We start from the raw sequence: 18902 nt of genomic DNA, 5'->3' as shown, positions 1-18902 counted from the left end.
CTTGAGTGTTGCTGGCTCAAGTGTGCCACCGCCCAAAAACCTAAGTCAAGCCGGGGTCGCCAAAGTTGAGTCGGAGAGGCTCAACTCCCAGCATTCTCACAAGAAGTGGGACAATAACGTGTGCCGCCCTCGACCTCACCCGATCCCGCCGCGGACTCCGTACGCCGACGCGCCGTGCTGGCGAAGCTCCCGCGGATCTCCCGGCTCGACGGCTCCGCCATCCGGGTTCTCCTCGTCGACGACGAGGACACCCTCACCAATCTGGTGAGCCTGGCGCTGAGTTATGAGGGCTGGATCGTGGACGTCGCCCACACCGGGCAGGCCGCCCTGCGGGCCTACCGGGACAACCGGCCGGACGTCGTGATCCTGGACATCATGCTGCCGGACACCGACGGATTGAGCGTGCTGCGCCACCTGCGCTCCGGCGGCTCCACCACGCCGACCCTGTTCCTCACCGCCAGGGACTCTGTGGACGACCGCATCATCGGCCTGACCGCCGGCGGTGACGACTACATGACCAAGCCGTTCAGCCTCGAGGAACTCGTGGCCCGGCTGCGCGGGCTGCTGCGCCGCACCGTGCAGGCCGTCCCCGAGGAGCAGGCCGCGCTGGTGGTGGGCACCCTGACCCTGGACGAAACCAGCTATCGGGTGCGTCGCGATGACGCCGACATCATGCTCACCACGACCGAGTTCGACCTGTTGCGCTACTTCATGCGCAACCCGATGCGGGTGCTGAGCCGGGCGCAGATCCTCGACGAGGTCTGGAACTACGACTTCGCCGGGCGCGGGAGCATCGTGGACCTCTACGTGTCGTACCTGCGCAAGAAGATCGATGCGGAACGCGCCCCGATGCTGCACACCGTGCGCGGTGTCGGCTACATGCTGCGGCCCGCGGAGTGAGCGCGGTCGGTTCATCGACGGCTCCCCCCGAGCGCGGAGCGGCGCCCTGGACGCTCCGCCGCCGACTGGTGGTGGGAATCGCCGGCGTCGTGGCAGCGGTGCTACTGGGCATGGGCCTGCTGAGCATCGCCGTGTTGAGCACTTCCACGAACACCGTGGCCGATGCCCAGCTCACGGCGTCGCTGTCGGCGCTGAGCCAGTCTGTCGACAAGTACCGGGGTCCGCCCGCCGTCGGCGGGCACGGGCACGGCGGCGGCGTGGCCAAGTCCTTCGTCGATTTTGTCGGGCACGGGCGTGGCACCGTGATCGCGGTCGTCGCTGATGGTGTGGTCGCCGACTCCGCCCTGTTCTCGGGCACCGGCGCCGTTGTGCTCTCGACCGACGCGATCGAGGCGATCGAGCTTGCCGTCACCGATCTCGAGTCGGACGGGGAGAACCGAAGCCTGAACCTGGGCGACCTCGGCAGTTACCGCGTCGCGACAGTCGTCAACGACGGCGAGCTGCTGGTGGCCGGCGTACCCCTCGAGGCCGCCGAGATGGCGTTGTTGCGCCAGGGCCTGGCCATCGCCGTCTTCACGGTGCTGGCGCTGGCGGGAACCGTGCTGGGCACGATTCTGGTCGTGCGACTCGCCCTGCGCCCCCTGGCCCGGGTGGTCGAGACCGCCGTCGAGGTGACCGCGCTGCCGTTGGCCGTGGGCGACCACGGCATTTCCACCCGCCTCGCGGCCGCAGACACCGATCCCCGCACCGAGACGGGCAAGGTGGGTGAAGCCCTCAACCAACTGCTCGACCACGTCGACACCGCCCTCAGCGTGCGGGCCGCCACCGACCGGCGGATGCGCCGGTTCGTCACGGATGCCTCCCACGAGCTGCGCACCCCGCTCGCGGCCATCCAGGGCTACGCCGAACTGACCCGGCAGGACAGCGCCGAGCTGCCCGAGATCACCGAGTACTCCCTCGCCCGGATCGAATCCGAGGCTCGGCGGATGAGCTCGCTCGTGAGCGACCTGCTGCTGCTCGCCCGTCTCGACGAGGGCCAGGACCTGCATGTGGAAGACGTGGACCTCGCCGACCTGCTGCTGACCGCGGTGAACGACGCCAGGGCATCCGCGCCGTCGCACAGCTGGCTCGCCGAGGTGCCGGACACTGCCGTGGTCGTGCGCGGCGACCGGGAACGCCTGCACCAGCTGGTGGCGAATCTGCTCTCCAATGCCAGGGTGCACACCCCGCCCGCCAGCAGCGTGACCGCCCGGCTGCGGGTGGGCTCGCCCGGCATGCCGGTGCAGCTGAGCGTGCAGGATGACGGGCCGGGCATCACCGCAGATCTGCTGCCGGTGATCTTCGAACGCTTCGCGCGCGGCGATGCCTCCAGGACCCAGGTGTCCGGCGGCCCTCGCAGCACCGGCCTGGGCCTGGCGATCGCCCTGTCGATCGCCGAGGCGCACCGAGGCACCATCCGGGTGCGGTCCTCCCCCGCGGGCACCGCCTTCACGGTCACCCTGCCCACCCCGGGCACCCGGCGCCCGTGATGCCCCGCCTGGTGGTGGTGCTCCCCGTGGTGCCGCTGCGGGTGGGCGCCGGCTTCGCCGTGGCCGAATGGCCCCTGCACGTCACGGTGCTGGCGCCGTTTCTCACGGATGCCGACCCCGGCGACGTCGGCCACGCCATCCGTCTCGCCGTCGAGAACCAGGCGCCGCTCACCGTCGTCGCCGGCGAGGACGCGCTGTTCGGGCGGCGGCACACCATCCCCGTCACGATGCTGCTCCCGCACGAGGGACTCACCCGACTGCACCGCACCCTGGTGGACACCCTACGGCCGTTCGCCGCCGCTCCAGACGAACCGGCCTTCACCGGCGACGGTTTCCGCGCCCATGTGACGCACAAGCCGCCCGCCCGCCTTCACCCCGGCCAGTCCCTCACCCTCGGTCAAGTCGCCCTGGTGGACATGCTCCCCCGCACGCACGAGGCCGGCCGCACGGTCCTGGCCGCCACCAGTTTCGCGAGCTGAGAGAAAAGCCCCGAAAACCAGAGGTTTTCGGGGCTTGACTCACCGTCCGCGAGGTGTCACTCGCGTTGCGACCAGACCTCCCGGGCGGTCAGCGGCACCGCGAGGGGGCGCTCGGTCGTCGTGGTCAGCTCGAGCCGGCGCCCCTCGGCGGCCGACTGCAGCAGCGAGGTCATCACGTCGAGGGAATGCAGCGCGATGTCACCGTTCGCGCGGGCCGCACGGTCGGGGCCGGCCGCGATGAAGTCGAGCAGGCCGATACCGCGGGCGCTGTCCAGGTAACCGGCCGCCGTCGGCAGGGGCCGCCACTGGGTAGCCCCGAGCTCGAAGAAGCGCGTCTCGCCGTCGAACCGGTTCGGGTCTGGCACCGAGAGGGTGCCGTTCTCACCGTGCACCTCGAGGGGGGCCGCGTCGGTGGCGGCGCCGTCGAAGCTCGTCGTGATCGTGGACAGGGCGCCACTGTCGTGCTCGAGCACCCCGGTGATGTGCGTGTCGACGTCGACCGGGATCACCGCGCCGGCCCGCGGGCCCTGCGTGATCGTGCGCGTGCCCCGCAGCCGGCTGGCCGCGCCGGTGACCGAGCGCACCGGCCCGAGCAGGTGCACCAGGGCGGCCACGTAGTACGGGCCCATGTCCAGCAGCGGGCCGCCGCCGCTCTGGTAGTAGAAGTCGGGGCTGGGGTGCCAGCGTTCGTGCCCCGCTGTCACCATGACGGCGGATGCGGCCAGCGGGCGCCCGATCAGGCCGTCGTCGATCGCGTGACGAGCGGTCTGCAAGCCGGTACCGAGAACGGTGTCCGGCGCGCTGCCCAGGCCCACCCCGGCGGCAAGCGCCGCGGCAACGATCTCGCGGGCGTCGGCCATCCGGGCGGCCAGCGGCTTCTCCCCGTAAACGTTCTTGCCGTGGCCGATCGCGGCCAGCGCGATCTCGGCGTGCGCGGCCGGGATGGTGAGGTTCAGCACGGTGTCGACCTCGTCGCTGGCGACCAGCTCGGACACCGACAGGGCTCGCGCGTGCGGCAGCCGGTCGGCCAGGGTGCGGGCCCGGGCGGTGTCGAGGTCGGCGACCGCCGTGATCCGGATCTGGGCGCTGTCGGCGAGAGTGTCGAGGTAGGCGGCCGAGATGTTGCCCAGGCCTACGATTCCTAGGCGGTGCGGGTGGCCCACAGCATGCCCCTTTCGATGATGGTGCGTACGTTGGGGTCGGCGAGAACCTCCGGGCTGTGCCCCGCGGTGCTGACGCATAGGCGACCCGCGCCCCAGAGCCGGGTCCACACCGCCGGCGAGGTGATGGGCCGGTGCCAGGGCTCCCAGTCGGGCGCCGGATGGGTCGTCGTGGCGAGCACATCGATGAGGTCGTCGTGCAGCACCCAGTACTGCTCGGTGCACAGGTCGAAGTCGGCGAGGCCGGCGGTGATCGGATGCTCCCGGCCGAGCGGCGTCATCTGCACCGTGTAGTCCAGGTAGTTGTTCTCCTGCGCGCCGTCGACCCGGTCCGCGGGCGGTTTGCCCGGGTGGGTGGCGAACTGGCCGCCGATCAGCTGCAGGTAGTCGGCGGAGGCCCGGAAGGAGTCGGCGATGCCGCCGTGCCAGCCCGTGAGACCGGTGCCGGCGGCCACCGCCGCGCGAAGTCCCGCGACCTGGTCGCCGCTGATCTCACTCATCGTGACGCTCTGCACGATGAGGTCGAACCGGGCCATCTGCTCGGCGTCGGCGTAGATCTCGGGTGACTCCTCGATCTGCACCGAGTAGTCGTGTGCGGCGAGGAACGGTAGGAACATCTCCGTGGCGGCGACGGGGTGGTGGCCGTCCCAGCCTCCTCGAACGATCAGGGCGTTGTGCTGGGTCATGCGGTTCTCCGTTCCACGGGCGTCGTCTGGGATCTGGCCTTGGCGCTCGCCTCGACCGCGGCGAGTACCCGTTGAACATCGAGCGCCTCGCCGAAGCCCGGCGAGGGCGCGGTTCCGGCGCCGATGGCGGTCACGAAATCGACCATCTGGTGGGTGAACAGGTGCTCGTAGCCGAGGCCGTGCCCGGTGGGCCACCAGTTGGCGACGTAGGGATGTACGGGATCGGTGACGACGATGCGGCGGAAACCCTCGGCCTCGGGGTCGGCACCGCGGCCGTCGAAGTACTCGAGTTCGTTCATCCGCTCGAAGTCGAAGGCTATCGATCCGCTCTCACCGTTGATCTCGATGCGGTTCGCGTTGCGACGGCCGGTGGCCATCCGGGTGGCCTCGAACACTCCCAGGGCCCCGCCGGAGAAGGTGGCGGTGAACGCCATCGCATCGTCGACCGTGACCGGCCCGCGGGCCGCGTCGGGGTCGGCGACACCGCCGAGTCCGGCCGCCGCGCCGCGCTGCGGACGTTCGGTGACAAAGGTGCGCAGGGTCGCAGAGACCTCGGTGATGCTCTCGCCGGTGAGCCATTGCGCGGTGTCGATGCTGTGGGCGCCGATGTCGCCGAGCGCCCCGGAGCCGGCCTTGGCCTTGTCCAGCCGCCAGCTGAGCGGGGCCGCCGGATCGCTCAGCCAGTCCTGCAGGTAGTCAGCCCGCACGTGCCGGATAGCGCCCAACCGGCCCTCGGCGATGAACCGGCGGGCCAGCGCCAGCGCCGGCGTTCGGCGGTAGCTGAAGCCGCACATCGACAGCACGCCGGACTGGGCGGCCTGCTCGGCGGCGTCGGCCATCGCCACGGCTTCAGCCACGGAATTGGCCAGCGGCTTCTCGCACAGCACGTGCTTGCCGGCCGCGAGGGCGGCCAGGGCGATCTCGGCGTGGGTGTCACCCGGAGTGCAGATGTCGATGACGTCGATGTCGTCGCGGGAGACGGCTTCGCGCCAGTCGGTCGACCACTCCTGCCAGCCCAGTTTTGTGGCCTGCGCGGCGGTGGTGTCAGCGGACCGGCCCACGAGCAGCGCCATTTCGGGTTCTCGGGGAAGGTCGAAGAACCTCGGCGCCGTGCGCCAGGCCTGCGAATGGGCCGCGCCCATGAACGCGGTTCCGATCAACGCCACCCGCAGCGGGGTCTGGTCTGCCATTCGCGCTCCTTCAGTCGACACCATCGTCGGACGCTTGTCCTCTGCGAGGATGGCAGCACCAGCACCACCCCGGCACTTTTTTGCGCAAAAATGGTGGGAGGAGGCAGGGTGATGGGCGAAACGGCACGGGTGACACTCAGTGATGTCGCCGAGCGAGCGGGAGTGTCCATCGCCACAGCCTCACGCGCCCTGGCCGGGCGCGGCGAACTGGGTCTGGCCACCCGGGAACGGGTTCTGGCGGCCGCGACCGCGCTGGGCTACGACCGGGGCACGTCGTCGCGCGGACGGCCCACCACCCTGGACACGCGATTGATCGAGCTCGTGCTCGGCTCCTTCGACGATGCCTGGACCGACGAGGTCACGGCGGGTGCGCGGCGCAGTGCCTTCGAGCACGGCTACGACCTCGTGCTCACCCTCGAGCGGGACGACCCCGCCGACGACTGGCCCGCGCGGGTCGCCACCCGCCGGCCGTCCGGCGTGATCCTGGGCCTCATCAGGCCCACCCGTCGGCAACTCACCGAGCTGCGGGGGCTGAGGATCCCCCTGGTGTTGCTGGACCCGCGGTCCGACCCCAACGGCGAGCTGGCCAGCGTGGGCACGACCGACCACCAGGGCGGTTACGACGCCGGCGCGCACCTGGCCGCCACGGGCCTCGGCCGCTTCGCCGTGATCACCGGCACCCCGCGGTTCAGGTTCGGCAAGGCTCGCGAGGAGGGCTTCCGCCGCGCGATCGCCGAGCACGCGCCCGGCGCCCCGGTCACGCGCGTGGACGTGGGCTGGGACGGCGCTGGTCTCAGCACCGCGGTCCCCGACCTGTTCTCCGGTGACCGCACCCCTGTGGGCGTCTTCGCCTGCAACGACGCCATGGCCCTGGCGGTGTACCCCGCGGCCCGGCGGGCCGGGCTGCGCATTCCCGCGGACATCAGTGTGATCGGCTTCGACGACGAACCGCGCTCCATTGTGGCGTCACCTCCGCTGACCAGCGTGCACCAGCCGCTGGGGGCGATGGCCGCCCGCGCGGTGGCCCTCGTGCACGAAATGCGCGCCCGCAGCGGAGAGCACTTCGACAGGATCGAACTGCCGACCCGGCTCGTGTTGCGCCAGTCCACCCTCGCCACCCCTCCGCGAACCTTGAGTTGAGCGCCAAACCTCGGGTTTTCGGGGCTTAGGTCACGGCTCGCGGGCCGGTAATTTGGGGGAATGGAGATACGGGAAGCCCGGGAGGGCGACTGGGGCGCGATCTGGCCCTTTTTGCGGGACGTTGTGGCGGCCGGCGAGACCTATTGCTGGCCACGGGACACCAGCGAGGCCGACGCTCAGGCGTGGTGGCTGGGCAAGCCCGGCGGCCGGGTCTTCGTGGCCGAGGACCACGGCCGGGTGCTCGGCACCGCGGAGCTGCACCCCAACCAGCCGGCGGCGGGAAGTCACGTGTGCAACGCCGGCTTCATGGTGGCCCCGCAGGCGGCCGGTCGAGGCATCGGCCGCGCCCTGGCCGAGCATGTCCTCGAGCAGGCCGCGAACGCGGGGTTCCGCGCGATGCAGTTTAACGCCGTGGTGGAGACCAACCACAACGCCGTGAGCCTCTGGCAGAATCTGGGCTTCAGCATCCTCGCCACGCTGCCCGGCGCCTTCCGCCATCCGGTGCACGGATATGTGGGCCTGCACGTGATGCACAGATCGCTGCTGCCCTGACAACTGCCCGAACATCCGTCGCCCATTGTTCACCCCACGGCCCTAGGGTGAACGCATGACCGAGACACTCGACGGCAACGGCGCCGCCCACGCCCCCGCGGCCCACACTCCCGCCCGCGCCGCCGTCGTCGCCTGGAGCCTGTGGGACTGGGGCTCGGCCGCTTTCAACGCCGTGGTCACCACGTTCGTCTTCTCGGTCTACCTCACCGGCTCGTCATTCGGCGAGGAGGGCGACGTCGCCGCGCAGCTGGGCTGGGCGCTCGCGATCGCCGGGTTCCTGATCGCCGTGCTCGCCCCGGTCACCGGCGCCCGCTCGGACTCCTCCGGCCGGCGCAAGTTCTGGCTCGGCGTGAACACCTTCATCGTGGTTGGCCTCACCGCCGGCATGTTCTTCGTGCTGCCCACTCCGGAGTACCTGCTGCTCGGCCTGGTGCTGCTGGCCGCCGGCAATGTGTTCTTCGAGCTCGCCGGGGTCAGCTACAACGCCATGCTCGCGCAGGTCTCGACGCCACGCACCATCGGCAAGGTGAGCGGTTTCGGCTGGGGCATGGGCTACATCGGTGGCATCGTGCTGCTGCTGATCGTGTACTTCGGCTTCATCAGCCCCGAGGTGGGCCTGTTCGGCGTCACCAGCGAAAACGGGCTGGCGGTGCGGGTGACGATGCTCATCGCCGCCGCGTGGTTCGGCCTGTTCGCGCTGCCGCTGCTGTTGCGGGTGCCCGAATACCGGGCGCCGGATGCCGCGAAGCGCGCCAAGGTCGGCTTCTTCCAGTCCTACGTCGAACTGGGCCGCGACGTGGCCAAGCTCTGGAAGACCAACCGCCAGGTGGTCTACTTCCTGTTCGCCAGCGCCATCTTCCGTGACGGCCTGGCCGGCGTCTTCACCTTCGGCGGGGTCCTCGCCGCGTCGGCGTTCGGCTTCTCCCCCGGCGAGGTGATCATCTTCGCGATCGCCGCGAACGTGGTGGCCGGCGTCGCCACCATCAGCGTGGGCGTGCTCGACGACAGGCTGGGTGCCAAGCCCGTCATCGTCACCGCCCTGGTGGGCCTCATCGTCAGCGGCAGCCTGGTGTTCCTGCTGCACGACGGCGGCCAGATCGTCTTCTGGACCGCCGGCCTGGCCCTGTGCCTGTTCGTGGGGCCCGCCCAGTCGGCCAGCCGCACCTTCCTGGCCCGGATCATCCCGGCCGGCAGGGAGGGCGAGGTGTTCGGCATGTACGCCACCACCGGTCGTGCCGCCAGCTTCCTGGCCCCCACGGCGTTCGCACTGGCCGTGACCATTTTCGGCGAAACCTACTGGGGCATCCTGGGCATCGTGCTGGTGCTTGTCATCGGCTTGCTGTTGTTGCTGCCGGTCAAGGCCCGGCAGAACCAGATGGGCTGAGCCCTCGAGGCGGTGGCTCCGGATGCGTTCCGGCCGCCGCCCAGAGCGCGTGGAAGTGGTTGATCGGGCCGTGCCCGCCGCCCACCTCGAGCCGGTCGGCGGAGGCCACGCTGTCGCTGAGCCAGGCCTTCGTCTCGGTCAGCGCCCGCGGCCAGTCCCGGTGCCGGGCCGCCAGCGTGGCCAGGGCCGACGACATCGAACAGCCGGTGCCGTGGGTGTTCACGGTGTTGATGCGCGGCGCGGAGACCTGCACGATGCGGGCCCGCCCTGGCTCGGTGCCGGCCGCGTCGACGAGGGCATCCGGGCAGGCCGGACCGGCCAGGTGGCCGCCCTTGACCAGCACCCGGGTGCCGCAGGCGCGGGAGAGCCGCTCGCCCTGCTCGAGGGCCGCTGCCCAGTCGGCGGCCTCGGGTTCGTTCACGAGCACGGCCAGCTCGGGCAGGTTCGGGGTGACCAGGTGAACCAGCGGCACCAGGGCGCGGAGCGCGGCCTCGGCGGACGCGTCGAGCAGCCGGTCGCCGCTGGTGGCGATCATCACCGGGTCGAGCACGATCACGGATGGCCGCACCCGGGCCAGCCACGCGGCCACGGCCTCGATGAGGTCGGCCTGGCCGAGCATGCCGATCTTCACGGCGTCGATGGTGACGTCGTCGCTGACCGCGTCGAGCTGTTCCACGAGGAAGGACACCGGTGGGATGTGCACCGAACGCACCCCGCGGGTGTTCTGGGCGACGAGCGCGGTGACCACGGCCATGCCGTAACCGCCGTTGGCGGCGATGCTCTTGAGGTCGGCCTGAATCCCGGCGCCGCCGGTGGGGTCGGTGCCGGCGATGCTGAGCACCCGGGGGATCTCCCTCGGCCCGGTCATCGGGTCCACTCCCGGTGCAGGGCGCTGGCAGCGGCGCGGGCATCCGGAGCGGCACAGACGGCCGACACCACGGCCACCCCGGCGGCCCCGGCCCGGCGCAACGGCCAGACGTCCGCGAGCCCGATGCCGCCGATCGCGACGCAGGACAGCGCACTCGTGGCGGCCAGCGCGGCGAAACCGGGCACCCCGAGCACGGGCGGATGGTCGGGTTTGGTGCTGGTGGCCCGGATGACGCCGACGCCCAGGTAGTCCACGGTGCCGGCGGGCAGCGCGAAGACCCTGTCAAGCTCGGCCGGGGTGTTGGCGGTGATGCCCACAATCGCGTCGGAGCCGACCCTGTCGCGCACTCTGGCCACGGCTTCGTCGCCCTGGCCCACGTGCAGGCCGTGCACGGCGGCGCGCTCGGCGAGCGCCCGCAGGTACACGTCGACCCTGTCGTTGACGACCACGGTGGCGCGGTCACCGACCGCGTCGGCCACCTGCAGCAGCAGGCGCAGCACGTCGTCGTCCGACCCGGTCTTGTCGCGCACCTGCACGGTGGTGATGCCGCCGGCGACGGCGTCGATCACGGTTCTCAGCACGCCCCTGGCACCGCACAGGGCGGTGTCGGTGACGAGGTAGAGCGAGAGATCGCTCACCCTAGCCGCGCCCGGTCGATGACGGTGGCGCCGTCGAGGGAGTGCAGCCGGTCGAGGAAGTGCGCCGCGAAACTGCCCGGCCCGGCCGCGTCGGCGGCGGCGAGCTCCGCGGCAACGGTGTACAACAGCGTGGCGACGGCGGTCGCGGCGAGCGATGCGCCGGGTTCGTCCCGGTCGACGAGCGAGAGCACGGCGGCGGTCACCGCGCCGAGCGCGCATCCGCCGCCGGTGACCCGGGTGAGCAGCACGTGACCGTTGGCCACCCGGATGGTCTGCGAACCGTCGGTGATGAGGTCGACCGCGCCCGACACGGCCACGCTCGCTCCGGTGCTGCGGGCGAGCAGGGCGGCGGCGTCGGCGGCGCCCTCCGGCGAGTCGGTGGCGTCCACGCCTCGGCCGCCGGTGCCCAGCTGGGCCAGGGCGATGATCTCCGACGGGTTAGCGCGGATGGCCGTGGGCCGGAAGTGCAGCAGCTCGCGAGCCAGCCCGGTGCGCACCGGCAGCACGCCGATCGCGACGGGGTCGAGCACCCAGGGGGTGCCGGCGGCGTGTGCGGCCGACGCGGCCTCGAGCATCGCAGTGCGCTGCTCGGCGTGCGGGGTGCCCACGTTCACCAGCACTCCGGAGGCCACCCCGGCGAACGGTCCGGCCTCGGTGGGCACGTCCACCATCGCGGGCGCGGCTCCCAGGGCCAGCAGCACGTTGGCGGTGAAGTTGGTCACCACCGCGTTGGTGAGGCACTGTACGAGAGGTTGGCTCTCGCGCAGACGGTCGAGCAGATGGGCAGCATTCTCTGGTGTCAGACGGATGGTCATCCGGGACATCCCTTCGCTAGTACGAACTAGATCAGGTTCAACGGGTGTTTTCTCAGCCCCGGCCGTTTGGCAGGGCACCCCGTGTCACTACCGAAACCCTAGCGGCCGGATTGTTCACACCCGGACTAGTAGTCGAAATCGTCGACGGCGAACCACGGCACCGGCACCGCCGGGTCCAGAAGCGCGAGCGGATCCACCTCGAACGTCTCCAGCACCACGCTGACGCCGGGTGACACGAGCGCCTCCACACCGACATCGCCGACGACGGGTAGCCTGACCATTCCGCCACCCTGCCGGACGGCGGCCGTGAGGGCTGCTACGAGCGCGGTCACGTCGCACGAGCTGCGCAATCGGAACAGGCGCTCGCCGACCGTGAGGGTGTGAGCCTGCATGACATCTCCCTCGGTGTAGACCTCACGCTAAGACCAAAGCGGCGACGTGTATACACGCTTGACAGCGCTGTGTCTTTGTCTGAAACCCTCCAGCGTTTACACCGGCGCACCCGGCACACTGGACCGATGACAACCACACTGCTGAACAAGGCCGAACTCCTCAACGCCCTGCACGTGCCCGGAACGCCACTGATCGTCACGAACGTGTGGGACGCGATCACCGCCAAGATCGTCTCCGAGACCCCGGGCGTGAAAGCCCTCGCCAGTGCCTCGCACTCGGTGTCCAACGTGCGCGGTCTGCCGGACGGCGAGGGCCTCACCGTCGACGAGGCCATCATCGCCGCCCGCATCATCACCGGAGCGACCGACCTGCCGGTCTCGGTCGACTTCGAGAAGGGCTACGCGGCGGATGCCGCGGGGGTCGCCCGCAACGTGCGCCGCCTGATCGAGGAGGCCGGGGCCGCCGGCATTAACATCGAAGACTCCGTGGGCGCCACCAAGGCGCCGCAGTTCGACATCCCCACCGCGGCCGCCCGGGTCGCCGCGGCGCGGGAGGGCGCCGAGGCGGCCGGAGTGCCCCTGGTGATCAACGCCCGCGTCGACACCCTCGCGGGCGGCGGCGAGTGGGCCGAGGCCGTTCAGCGTGCCAACGCCTATCTCGACGCCGGCGCCGACGTGATCTTCTTCCTCGGCCTGGGCGACGAAGACAAGGTCAAGCGCGCCCTCGACGAGGTGAACGGCCGCATCTCCGTGATCGGGAACCCCGGCGCCGTTCCCCTGGCGCGGCTGGCCGAACTCGGCGTCTCCAGGGTCAGCTTCGGCCCAGGCACCCTCGGCCTGGCCCTCGCCGCGTTGCAGCGCGCCGCCGCCCAGCTCACCGCGCTCGGCGATTACCCCGACGACCTCGGCTTCCCCTTCGAGCTCTAACCCGGCTTCGGCGTGGGCGGCTCGGTACGGTGGGGTCATGCCAAGCTTCGCGTCGCACGATGAGACCGTTCTGCACTACGACGTTCTGACTCCGGATGCGGCGGGCGCGCCTGAGCGCCCGCCGCTGGTCGTGCTGGCCGGCGGGCCGGCCCGGCATCCGGAGTACCTGGGCGATCTGGCCGGGCTCACCCTCCTGCGCACCCTCGTGGTGCTGCACCAGCGGGGCGTGGGGGCGTCGTCGCCGTCGCCCACCGCGCCCGCCGCATCCTGGCCCGCCCTGGCCGACGACGTCGAGGCGCTCCGCCGGCACCTGGGGTTGGCCGAGATCGAGCTGCTCGGCCACTCGGCCGGCACCCGCGTCGCGCTCGCCTATGCGGCCCGCCACCCTCATCGGCTGGCAAGCCTGTGCCTGCTCACCCCACCCGCGCAGTGGCTCGTGACCGTCCCCGACGACAGCTCGCACATCATCACGGGGCACCGCGCCGAGCCCTGGTACGCCGATTACGTCGCGCACCGGATCGCGGCGACGGCGGCGAAGACCGCCTCCGACCTCAACCACCTGTTCCCCTACCTCGCCCCGATCGCCTGGTCGCGGTGGACGGCCCAGGCCCGGGAGCACGAGGCGACCGGCGCCTGGCATCCCGCGGCGCAGGACCTGTTCTTCGCCGGGGCCGACCCGGCGGGCATCCTGATCGGCCTGGCGCAGGTGCACTGCCCGGTTCTGGTGGTCGCGGGCGCCGACGACGGCCTCACCGGGCTGGCCCCGGTGCTGGCCGTCGCGGACCTGTTCACGAACGGCCGTGCCGTGACCATCGCCGGCGCGGGGCACTACCCGTGGGTGGAGCAGCCGCAGGCGTTCACCGCGGCGCTGGCCGGTTTCTACCGGCGCCCGGCGAACACGGCCTAGACCCTCCGAATCCGGCCGCCGCGGGGCGCGGCCGTCAGAGCGGGGTGGGATCGAACAGCACGTGGGAGCGGCCCGTCACCGCGTCCTCGGCGACCCGGGCCCGCACCCCGTAGACGTCGCCGATGAGCTCGGGCGTGAGCACGTCTCGCGGGCTGCCCCCTGCGACCGCGCGTCCGTCCTGCAGGACAAGCACACTGTCGCAGAAGGTGGCCGCGAGATTCAGGTCGTGCAGGGCCACGATCGCGGTGACCGGCAGGTCGGCGACGAGGGCCAACAGCTCCAGCTGATGCCGGATGTCGAGGTGGTTGGTGGGCTCGTCGAGCAACAGCTCGGTCGGCTCCTGCGCGAGAGCCCGTGCGATGTGGGCCCGCTGGCGCTCCCCGCCCGACAACGTGCGCCAGAGTCGGTCCGCCTTGTCGGTCAGACCCACGTGCGCCAGTGCGCGGTCGATCGCCCGCGCATCGTCTGCGGTGTCCCCGCCGAAGAGCGACCGGTAAGGCGTGCGGCCCAGCCGCACGACGTCCCGTACCAGAATGTCCACCTCGGTCTCCGCGTGCTGCGTGACGGTCGCCACGGTTCGGGCGACGTGCCGGCGACGCACCGAGGTGAGGTCGGCCCCGTCGAGCGTGATCCTGCCGGTATCGGGTGCCGACACGCCCTGGAGGAGGCGCAGCAGGGAGGATTTGCCGGAGCCGTTCGGGCCGAGCAGACCCACCGTCGAGCCGGGCAGCGGGCAGAGGGTCACGTCGTCGATCACGAGGGTGCCGCCTCGCCGCCAGCTCACGCGGTGCGCTTCGAGTGTCACGCCCTGCCCCTGCCCTTGTTCCGCAGCAGCAACAGCACGAACACGGGAACGCCCACGAGGGCGGTGCCCACGCCGACCGGCAGCGGGGTGGGGGCGAAGACGACGCGGGACGCGGCATCCACCCACACCATGAAGACAGCGCCGAGCACAATCGTGGCCGGGATGACCCTCGAGTGGCGCTGGCCGAAGAGCAGGCGGGCCGCGTGCGGCAGAACCAGGCCGACGAAGCCGATGGCGCCCGCGATGCTCACCAGGGTGGCGGTCAACAGGGCCGTGACGATCAACAGGATCAGCCGGGTGCGCCCGACGTGGATTCCGAGAGACGCGGCGACATCCTCACCGAACGCGAAGGCGTCGAGCGATCGCGCCCAGACCAGGCAGACCAGGGCGCCCGCCGTGACCACGCCGGAGCTGAGGGCCACGTCGTCCCAGCGCATGCCTTCGAGCGAGCCGAGGAGCCAGAACATCACCCCACGGGTCTCGTCGGAGTCCGCGAAGGCGAACACGACCAGGGAGGTGAGCGCCGAGAACAGTTGGGTGCTCGCGACGCCGGCCAGGATGACCCCCGCCGTGCCGGCGGACGAGAACCGGGCGAGCAGCAGCACAAAGCCGAACGCGGCCAGGGCGCCGATGAACGCGCCGCCGGAGAGCCCGATGGCTCCGCCGCCGATGCCGAGAACCCCGACGAGCACCGCCCCCGTCGACGCCCCGGAGGACACCCCGAGCACGAACGGGTCGGCAAGCGGATTGCGCAACAGCGACTGCAGAATGACCCCGCTCAGGCCGAGCCCGGCCCCGCACGCCGCTGCGACCAGGGCCCGCGGCAGCCGTTCCTGCCAGACGATCGCATCCTCCGAGACACGCACCGGGATATCGGTCAACGCGAGATGGTTCAGCAGGATGTCGCGCACGTTGACGAGGGACACATCCGCGGGGCCGAGCGTGACGGCGACGCCCACCGAGAGCACGATCGCGACCAGGCCGAGCAGGCCGAGGACCAGGCCGAGCACGGCGCGCGGCAGGGGCCGCCCGCGGGTCACCGACGCGGCGGCAACGGTGCTCAGAGCGCGCCCTTGTGCTCGTCCCACCAGGCACGGATCTTCTCGAGGCCGTCGACGAAGCGGATGGACGGGTTCATCTCGGCGCCGTGCAGGGCGATGTAGCGCTGCTCCTGCACGACCTCGAGGTTCTTGGTGAGGGGGTCGCTCTCGAGGAATTGGATCTTCTCGTCGAGACGGTCGCCGGGGAAGCGGTCGCGCTGCAGATCGCCCAGGACGAGGATGTCCGGGTCGGCGTCGACGACGCTCTCCCAGCCAACGGCAGGCCAATCGTCGGCGGTGTCGGCGAAGACATTCGTCATGTTCGTTATGCTGGCCAGAAGCGCCGCTGAGCCGAGGCCGCCGGCGATGTAGGGCGTCTTCGTGTCGGCGAACCAGAACATGACCGTGCGTCCGTCGAAGTCCAGGCCGTCGGAGGCCGCCGCGGCCCGCCCTTCGAGTTCGCTGACCAGCGCCTCGCCCCGGTCCGACACGTCGAAGATCTCGGCCAGCTCGCGGATCTCCTGGTACAACGCGTCGACCTTGAGCGCCGTCGTGCGGGTTCCGCCGCCGTTGACGCTCACACCGTTGTCGCAGTCGGTGGGCGAGAGGTAGGAGCCGATGGCCGTCTCGGCGAGCCGTTCGCGGCTGGCGACCCCGGCGTCGGCGTAGTGGCGACCGAACGAGGCCGTGACGAAGTCGGGGTCGGTGCCCAACAGCACCTCGTAGGTGGGCGCGTTGTCGGCCAGCCGCGGCACCGCCGAGTTCGCGGTGGCCAGCGAGTCGAGCACCGGGTCGGTCCACGACGCGGTGCCGACCATGCGCTCTTCCAGGCCGAGCGACAGCAGGATCTCCGTCGAGTTCTGGTCCAACGACACCACGCGCTCCGGGGCGGCCTCGAACGTCTGCTCGGAGCCGCAGTTCGAGACGACGAGGGGATACCCCGTCTTCCCGTCGCTGGCGACGGCCAGGGCCGCCGGTGAGTCGATCTCCTCGGAGGCGCCGCAGCCCGACAGGGTGGCGAGCGCGACGGCGGTGAGCAGGCCCACGAGGGCGTGCGTCCTTTTCGTAGTGATGAGAACTCCTGAAGGTGCTGAGCGGAAAGTGACGGCTCCTCGCGATGCGGGCCTTGGTAAGTATAGCCTTACCTAAATTCCTGTCTGCTCGGTGAGGTGTTCCCTGAGCTGCCTCTCGGTGACAGGATGCTCCTGTCCGGCTCCGCCGATCCGGCTCCCGGAGGCTGCACATGGTGACGTTTGGCATCGAGGAAGAGTACTTTCTCGTCGACCCGCGCTCCCTGCGGCCGGTCAGTATGGCCGACACCATCCTGGGCGATCTGCCGCCCCGGACTCGCGCGCCCGGACTCGTCACCCACGAGTTCCTGGCCTCACAGGTGGAACGAGCCTCGGCGGTTTTCACCGAGCTGGCCGAGGCCGAGGCCGACCTGGCCGCCTTTCGAGGCGAGCTGGCTGCGGTGGCGAGGGAGCGCGGAGTCCTGGCTGTCGGCACCGGCACGCCCTTCGACGCCCCGGCGGCGCCGACCCTCACCGACGCGGACCGGTACCACCGGATCGGGTCCGGAGTGCGCGGGGTCGTGCGGGACCATCAGATCTGCGCCACGCACGTGCACGTGGGCGTGCCCACCCGGGAGGCCGGGGTGCACGCCCTCAATCATCTGCGGGTCTGGCTGCCCACGTTGTTGGCGCTGACCGGCAATTCGCCGTTCTGGCGCTGCCGGGACATCGGCTTCGATTCCTGGCGGGCGGTGATAATGCGCCGCTGGGCGACCACCGGCTGTCCGCCGGCGTTCACCGACGCCGACGACTACGACCGGCGCATCCGGCGTCTGGTCGGTGTGGGAGCCACTGTCGACACCGGCACGGTGGCTTGGTACGCGCGGCTGTCCGAGAGGTATCCCACGCTCGAGGTGCGGGTGGCCGACGCCCAACTCGACCTGGCGCCCACGATGCTGCTTGCGGCGGTGGCCCGCGCCCTGGTCGTGACCGGCGTGGCCGCGGGCGAGCGTGGGGCGCCGCCGCCCGCGGTGGAGCCCGAACTGCTCGACGCCGCGCTGTGGCACGCCTCCCGTGACGGCATCCGCGGGCGGCTCCTCGATCCCACCACCAGGGAGCTGGCCCCGGCCAGGGCGGTCACCGACAGTCTGCTGCGCTCCATCGGCGACGCGTTGGAGAGCACCGGGGACCGGCCTCGGGTGGCCGAGCTGGTGGAGCAGGTGCGGCGCGCGGGAACGGGCGCGCAGCAGCAACGGCGGGCGTTCCGCACGGGCGGGCTCGCCGGATGGCGGGAACTCGTCGAGTCGTCGTTCAGCTGATCGGCGCGCCGGCTCCCTCGGCCGGCTCCGGGTTCAGTCGCCGGGGCGAATCACTTCGCCCACGAATCCGGCCGACCGGGCGCGCAGCATCGAGATCCGGTCATCCCGGGCGGCGGCAACGTCGTAACCGATGTAGGCCATCGACGGCAGCTTCCGCACGTTGGCGGAGCACTGGAACGCCTCGCAGACCAGGATGCCGACGGTGTCGCCGTTGCGGCCGGCCGCCCCGGCCCGCTGGGCGCTGTAGAGCACCACCTCGTTGGGCAGTTTCACATCGCGGCACCACGAGCACTGGGCGCGGCGGCGTGGGGAGGCATCCGCCTGTCGGAGGACGATGCCGACAGGCTCGCCGTCGACGGGGACGACGACGTAGGAGCGGCGCTTCATCTTGGGGTCGACCCAGCCGAAATAGTCCAGCTGCGCCCAGTCGAGCTGGTCGAAGCCGGGCGGCAGGGTGATGTCGGACACGACCTTGCGGGAGGCGTTCACGAAGGTGGCCTTGATGGTAGCGGTACTGAGGGGGAGCATACGAAGTCTCAATCGGTTGAGTGGTCGGGGTGCTGCGTGTCGGCCGTGGGCCAGTTCCGAAGCGACGTGTCGATGGCGTCGAGCACCCGGGTCCAGCTCGAAGCCGCGGTGGGATTCGAGTGGTCGAAGCCGCCGCCGGACTCGAGCGCGACGAAGCCGTTGATGGCGCTGCCGAGTAGCCGCACACCGTGCACCTCGTCGTCGGGGCTGAGGCCGTAGCCGCTCACAATGGCCCGGGCTGAGCGGGCGATGAGCCCGCCCGCGCTCTGGGCGGCAGCCTCCGGCGATACGCGGCGCTGCGCCGCCTCCCACCGGCCGGGGTGGGCGATGGCGTAGTCGCGGTGGGCGTTCGCGAACGCGAACAGGGCGCTCCGGCCGGCCTTGCCGGGCAGGGCCTCGGCCAGACCGTCCGCGAGTTCCTGCAGGGCGAACGCGGCGGTGAGGTCGAGCAGGTCGTCGAGCCCCGAGATGTGCGAATAGATACTCGCCGGGCGCACGTCGAAGCGGCGGGCGAGGGCGGAGAGCGTCACGGCGGACAGTCCGGTCTCGTCGGCCAGTTCGGCGGCGGCCTTGACCAGCCGGGCTTCGGTCAATCCGGGACGCTTCATCAAATTTCCTAAGTCTCGCAGTTTA

The 18902-nt window shown here is 71.0% G+C and carries 21 protein-coding genes and 1 riboswitch; of the genes, 9 read left to right on the top strand and 12 right to left on the bottom strand.

Annotated features, from left to right (window positions below; genetic code table 11):
* The first annotated feature begins 174 nt into the window (after nt 1-174).
* Genes E3O57_RS15765 through E3O57_RS15755 form a run of 3 tightly spaced genes read left to right on the top strand, consistent with a single transcriptional unit; the run spans nt 175 to nt 2908 of the window.
* Nucleotides 175-900: a response regulator transcription factor gene (locus E3O57_RS15765; RefSeq protein WP_279327056.1), complete on the top strand. Its 726-nt coding sequence runs from the start codon at nt 175-177 to the stop codon at nt 898-900.
* Complete coding sequence (locus E3O57_RS15760) at nt 897-2429, top strand: cell wall metabolism sensor histidine kinase WalK (protein WP_198416856.1); 1533 nt, start codon at nt 897-899, stop codon at nt 2427-2429. The genes E3O57_RS15765 and E3O57_RS15760 overlap by 4 nt, the downstream gene beginning before the upstream one ends.
* A complete protein-coding gene (locus tag E3O57_RS15755) occupies nt 2429-2908 on the top strand; it encodes a 2'-5' RNA ligase family protein (RefSeq protein WP_103460303.1) in 480 nt (159 codons plus the stop codon). Before E3O57_RS15760 ends, E3O57_RS15755 begins: the two co-directional genes overlap by 1 nt.
* Before the next feature lie 56 nt (nt 2909-2964).
* On the opposite strand, the gene E3O57_RS15750 is transcribed toward E3O57_RS15755, so the two are convergent.
* From E3O57_RS15750 to E3O57_RS15740, 3 genes are read right to left on the bottom strand one after another with little or no spacing between them, the layout of a single operon-like run.
* Entirely contained in the window at nt 2965-4071 is a 1107-nt protein-coding gene (locus E3O57_RS15750; protein WP_103460302.1) for a Gfo/Idh/MocA family protein, read from the bottom strand.
* Nucleotides 4050-4754 (bottom strand): ThuA domain-containing protein, encoded by a 705-nt coding sequence (locus tag E3O57_RS15745; protein WP_103460301.1) that lies wholly within the window; start codon nt 4752-4754, stop codon nt 4050-4052. Before E3O57_RS15745 ends, E3O57_RS15750 begins: the two co-directional genes overlap by 22 nt.
* The gene (locus E3O57_RS15740; RefSeq protein ID WP_103479923.1) at nt 4751-5944 is read right to left on the bottom strand and encodes a Gfo/Idh/MocA family protein; all 1194 of its coding nucleotides are present in this window, start codon (nt 5942-5944) and stop codon (nt 4751-4753) included. The genes E3O57_RS15745 and E3O57_RS15740 overlap by 4 nt, the downstream gene beginning before the upstream one ends.
* Before the next feature lie 111 nt (nt 5945-6055).
* Between E3O57_RS15740 and E3O57_RS15735 the strand changes: the two genes are divergently transcribed.
* From E3O57_RS15735 to E3O57_RS15725, 3 genes are read left to right on the top strand one after another with little or no spacing between them, the layout of a single operon-like run.
* Nucleotides 6056-7084, top strand: a complete 1029-nt coding sequence (locus E3O57_RS15735; protein WP_103479924.1) for a LacI family DNA-binding transcriptional regulator — start codon at nt 6056-6058, stop codon at nt 7082-7084.
* A 60-nt stretch (nt 7085-7144) separates the two neighbouring features.
* Nucleotides 7145-7636, top strand: coding sequence for a GNAT family N-acetyltransferase (locus E3O57_RS15730; protein ID WP_103479925.1), 492 nt, complete (start codon nt 7145-7147; stop codon nt 7634-7636).
* Nucleotides 7637-7691: 55 nt separating this feature from the next.
* Nucleotides 7692-9020: an MFS transporter gene (locus tag E3O57_RS15725; protein WP_103460297.1), complete on the top strand. Its 1329-nt coding sequence runs from the start codon at nt 7692-7694 to the stop codon at nt 9018-9020.
* Here E3O57_RS15725 and thiD read toward each other — a convergent pair.
* From thiD to E3O57_RS15705, 4 genes are all read right to left on the bottom strand, one after another.
* Nucleotides 8992-9888 carry a bifunctional hydroxymethylpyrimidine kinase/phosphomethylpyrimidine kinase gene (gene thiD / locus E3O57_RS15720; RefSeq protein WP_241990461.1) on the bottom strand — a complete coding sequence of 299 codons (897 nt, stop codon included), beginning with the start codon at nt 9886-9888 and terminating at the stop codon, nt 8992-8994. The two genes, E3O57_RS15725 and thiD, sit on opposite strands and share 29 nt — an antisense overlap.
* The gene (thiE, locus tag E3O57_RS15715) at nt 9885-10526 is read right to left on the bottom strand and encodes a thiamine phosphate synthase (RefSeq protein WP_103479926.1); all 642 of its coding nucleotides are present in this window, start codon (nt 10524-10526) and stop codon (nt 9885-9887) included. Before thiE ends, thiD begins: the two co-directional genes overlap by 4 nt.
* The gene (thiM, locus tag E3O57_RS15710) at nt 10523-11341 is read right to left on the bottom strand and encodes a hydroxyethylthiazole kinase (RefSeq protein WP_103479927.1); all 819 of its coding nucleotides are present in this window, start codon (nt 11339-11341) and stop codon (nt 10523-10525) included. The genes thiE and thiM overlap by 4 nt, the downstream gene beginning before the upstream one ends.
* A riboswitch (TPP riboswitch) is annotated at nt 11333-11433 on the bottom strand. (Overlaps the previous gene by 9 nt.)
* A 33-nt stretch (nt 11434-11466) precedes the next feature.
* Nucleotides 11467-11733, bottom strand: a complete 267-nt coding sequence (locus E3O57_RS15705; protein WP_088457608.1) for a hypothetical protein — start codon at nt 11731-11733, stop codon at nt 11467-11469.
* Nucleotides 11734-11859: 126 nt separating this feature from the next.
* Between E3O57_RS15705 and E3O57_RS15700 the strand changes: the two genes are divergently transcribed.
* Both E3O57_RS15700 and E3O57_RS15695 read left to right on the top strand, forming a co-directional pair.
* Nucleotides 11860-12660, top strand: coding sequence for an isocitrate lyase/phosphoenolpyruvate mutase family protein (locus tag E3O57_RS15700; protein WP_103460295.1), 801 nt, complete (start codon nt 11860-11862; stop codon nt 12658-12660).
* Nucleotides 12661-12697: 37 nt separating this feature from the next.
* Complete coding sequence (locus E3O57_RS15695; RefSeq protein WP_103479928.1) at nt 12698-13567, top strand: alpha/beta fold hydrolase; 870 nt, start codon at nt 12698-12700, stop codon at nt 13565-13567.
* A gap of 34 nt (nt 13568-13601) precedes the next feature.
* Here E3O57_RS15695 and E3O57_RS15690 read toward each other — a convergent pair whose 3' ends face one another.
* The 3 genes from E3O57_RS15690 to E3O57_RS15680 are packed head-to-tail and all read right to left on the bottom strand — an operon-like array spanning nt 13602 to nt 16458.
* Entirely contained in the window at nt 13602-14372 is a 771-nt protein-coding gene (locus E3O57_RS15690) for an ABC transporter ATP-binding protein (protein WP_103460293.1), read from the bottom strand.
* Nucleotides 14369-15460 carry an iron ABC transporter permease gene (locus E3O57_RS15685; RefSeq protein ID WP_103460292.1) on the bottom strand — a complete coding sequence of 364 codons (1092 nt, stop codon included), beginning with the start codon at nt 15458-15460 and terminating at the stop codon, nt 14369-14371. Before E3O57_RS15685 ends, E3O57_RS15690 begins: the two co-directional genes overlap by 4 nt.
* Nucleotides 15433-16458: an ABC transporter substrate-binding protein gene (locus E3O57_RS15680; protein ID WP_241990460.1), complete on the bottom strand. Its 1026-nt coding sequence runs from the start codon at nt 16456-16458 to the stop codon at nt 15433-15435. Before E3O57_RS15680 ends, E3O57_RS15685 begins: the two co-directional genes overlap by 28 nt.
* Nucleotides 16459-16655: 197 nt before the next feature.
* Between E3O57_RS15680 and E3O57_RS15675 the strand changes: the two genes are divergently transcribed.
* Nucleotides 16656-17741, top strand: coding sequence for a glutamate--cysteine ligase (locus E3O57_RS15675; RefSeq protein ID WP_103479930.1), 1086 nt, complete (start codon nt 16656-16658; stop codon nt 17739-17741).
* Nucleotides 17742-17774: 33 nt separating this feature from the next.
* On the opposite strand, the gene E3O57_RS15670 is transcribed toward E3O57_RS15675, so the two are convergent.
* The gene (locus tag E3O57_RS15670; protein WP_103460289.1) at nt 17775-18269 is read right to left on the bottom strand and encodes an FBP domain-containing protein; all 495 of its coding nucleotides are present in this window, start codon (nt 18267-18269) and stop codon (nt 17775-17777) included.
* 8 nt (nt 18270-18277) lie between these two features.
* On the bottom strand, nt 18278-18877 hold the full coding sequence (locus E3O57_RS15665; protein WP_103460288.1) for a TetR/AcrR family transcriptional regulator: 600 nt from the start codon (nt 18875-18877) through the stop codon (nt 18278-18280).
* Between the last annotated feature and the right edge of the window lie 25 nt (nt 18878-18902).

Origin of the sequence: Cryobacterium sp. TMN-39-2 (assembly GCF_004402745.1) — a bacterium.
GTDB lineage: Bacteria > Actinomycetota > Actinomycetes > Actinomycetales > Microbacteriaceae > Cryobacterium > Cryobacterium zongtaii.
The sequence above is the reverse complement of the archived record's forward strand: the minus strand, read 5'-3'. Positions and strand labels throughout refer to the sequence as shown.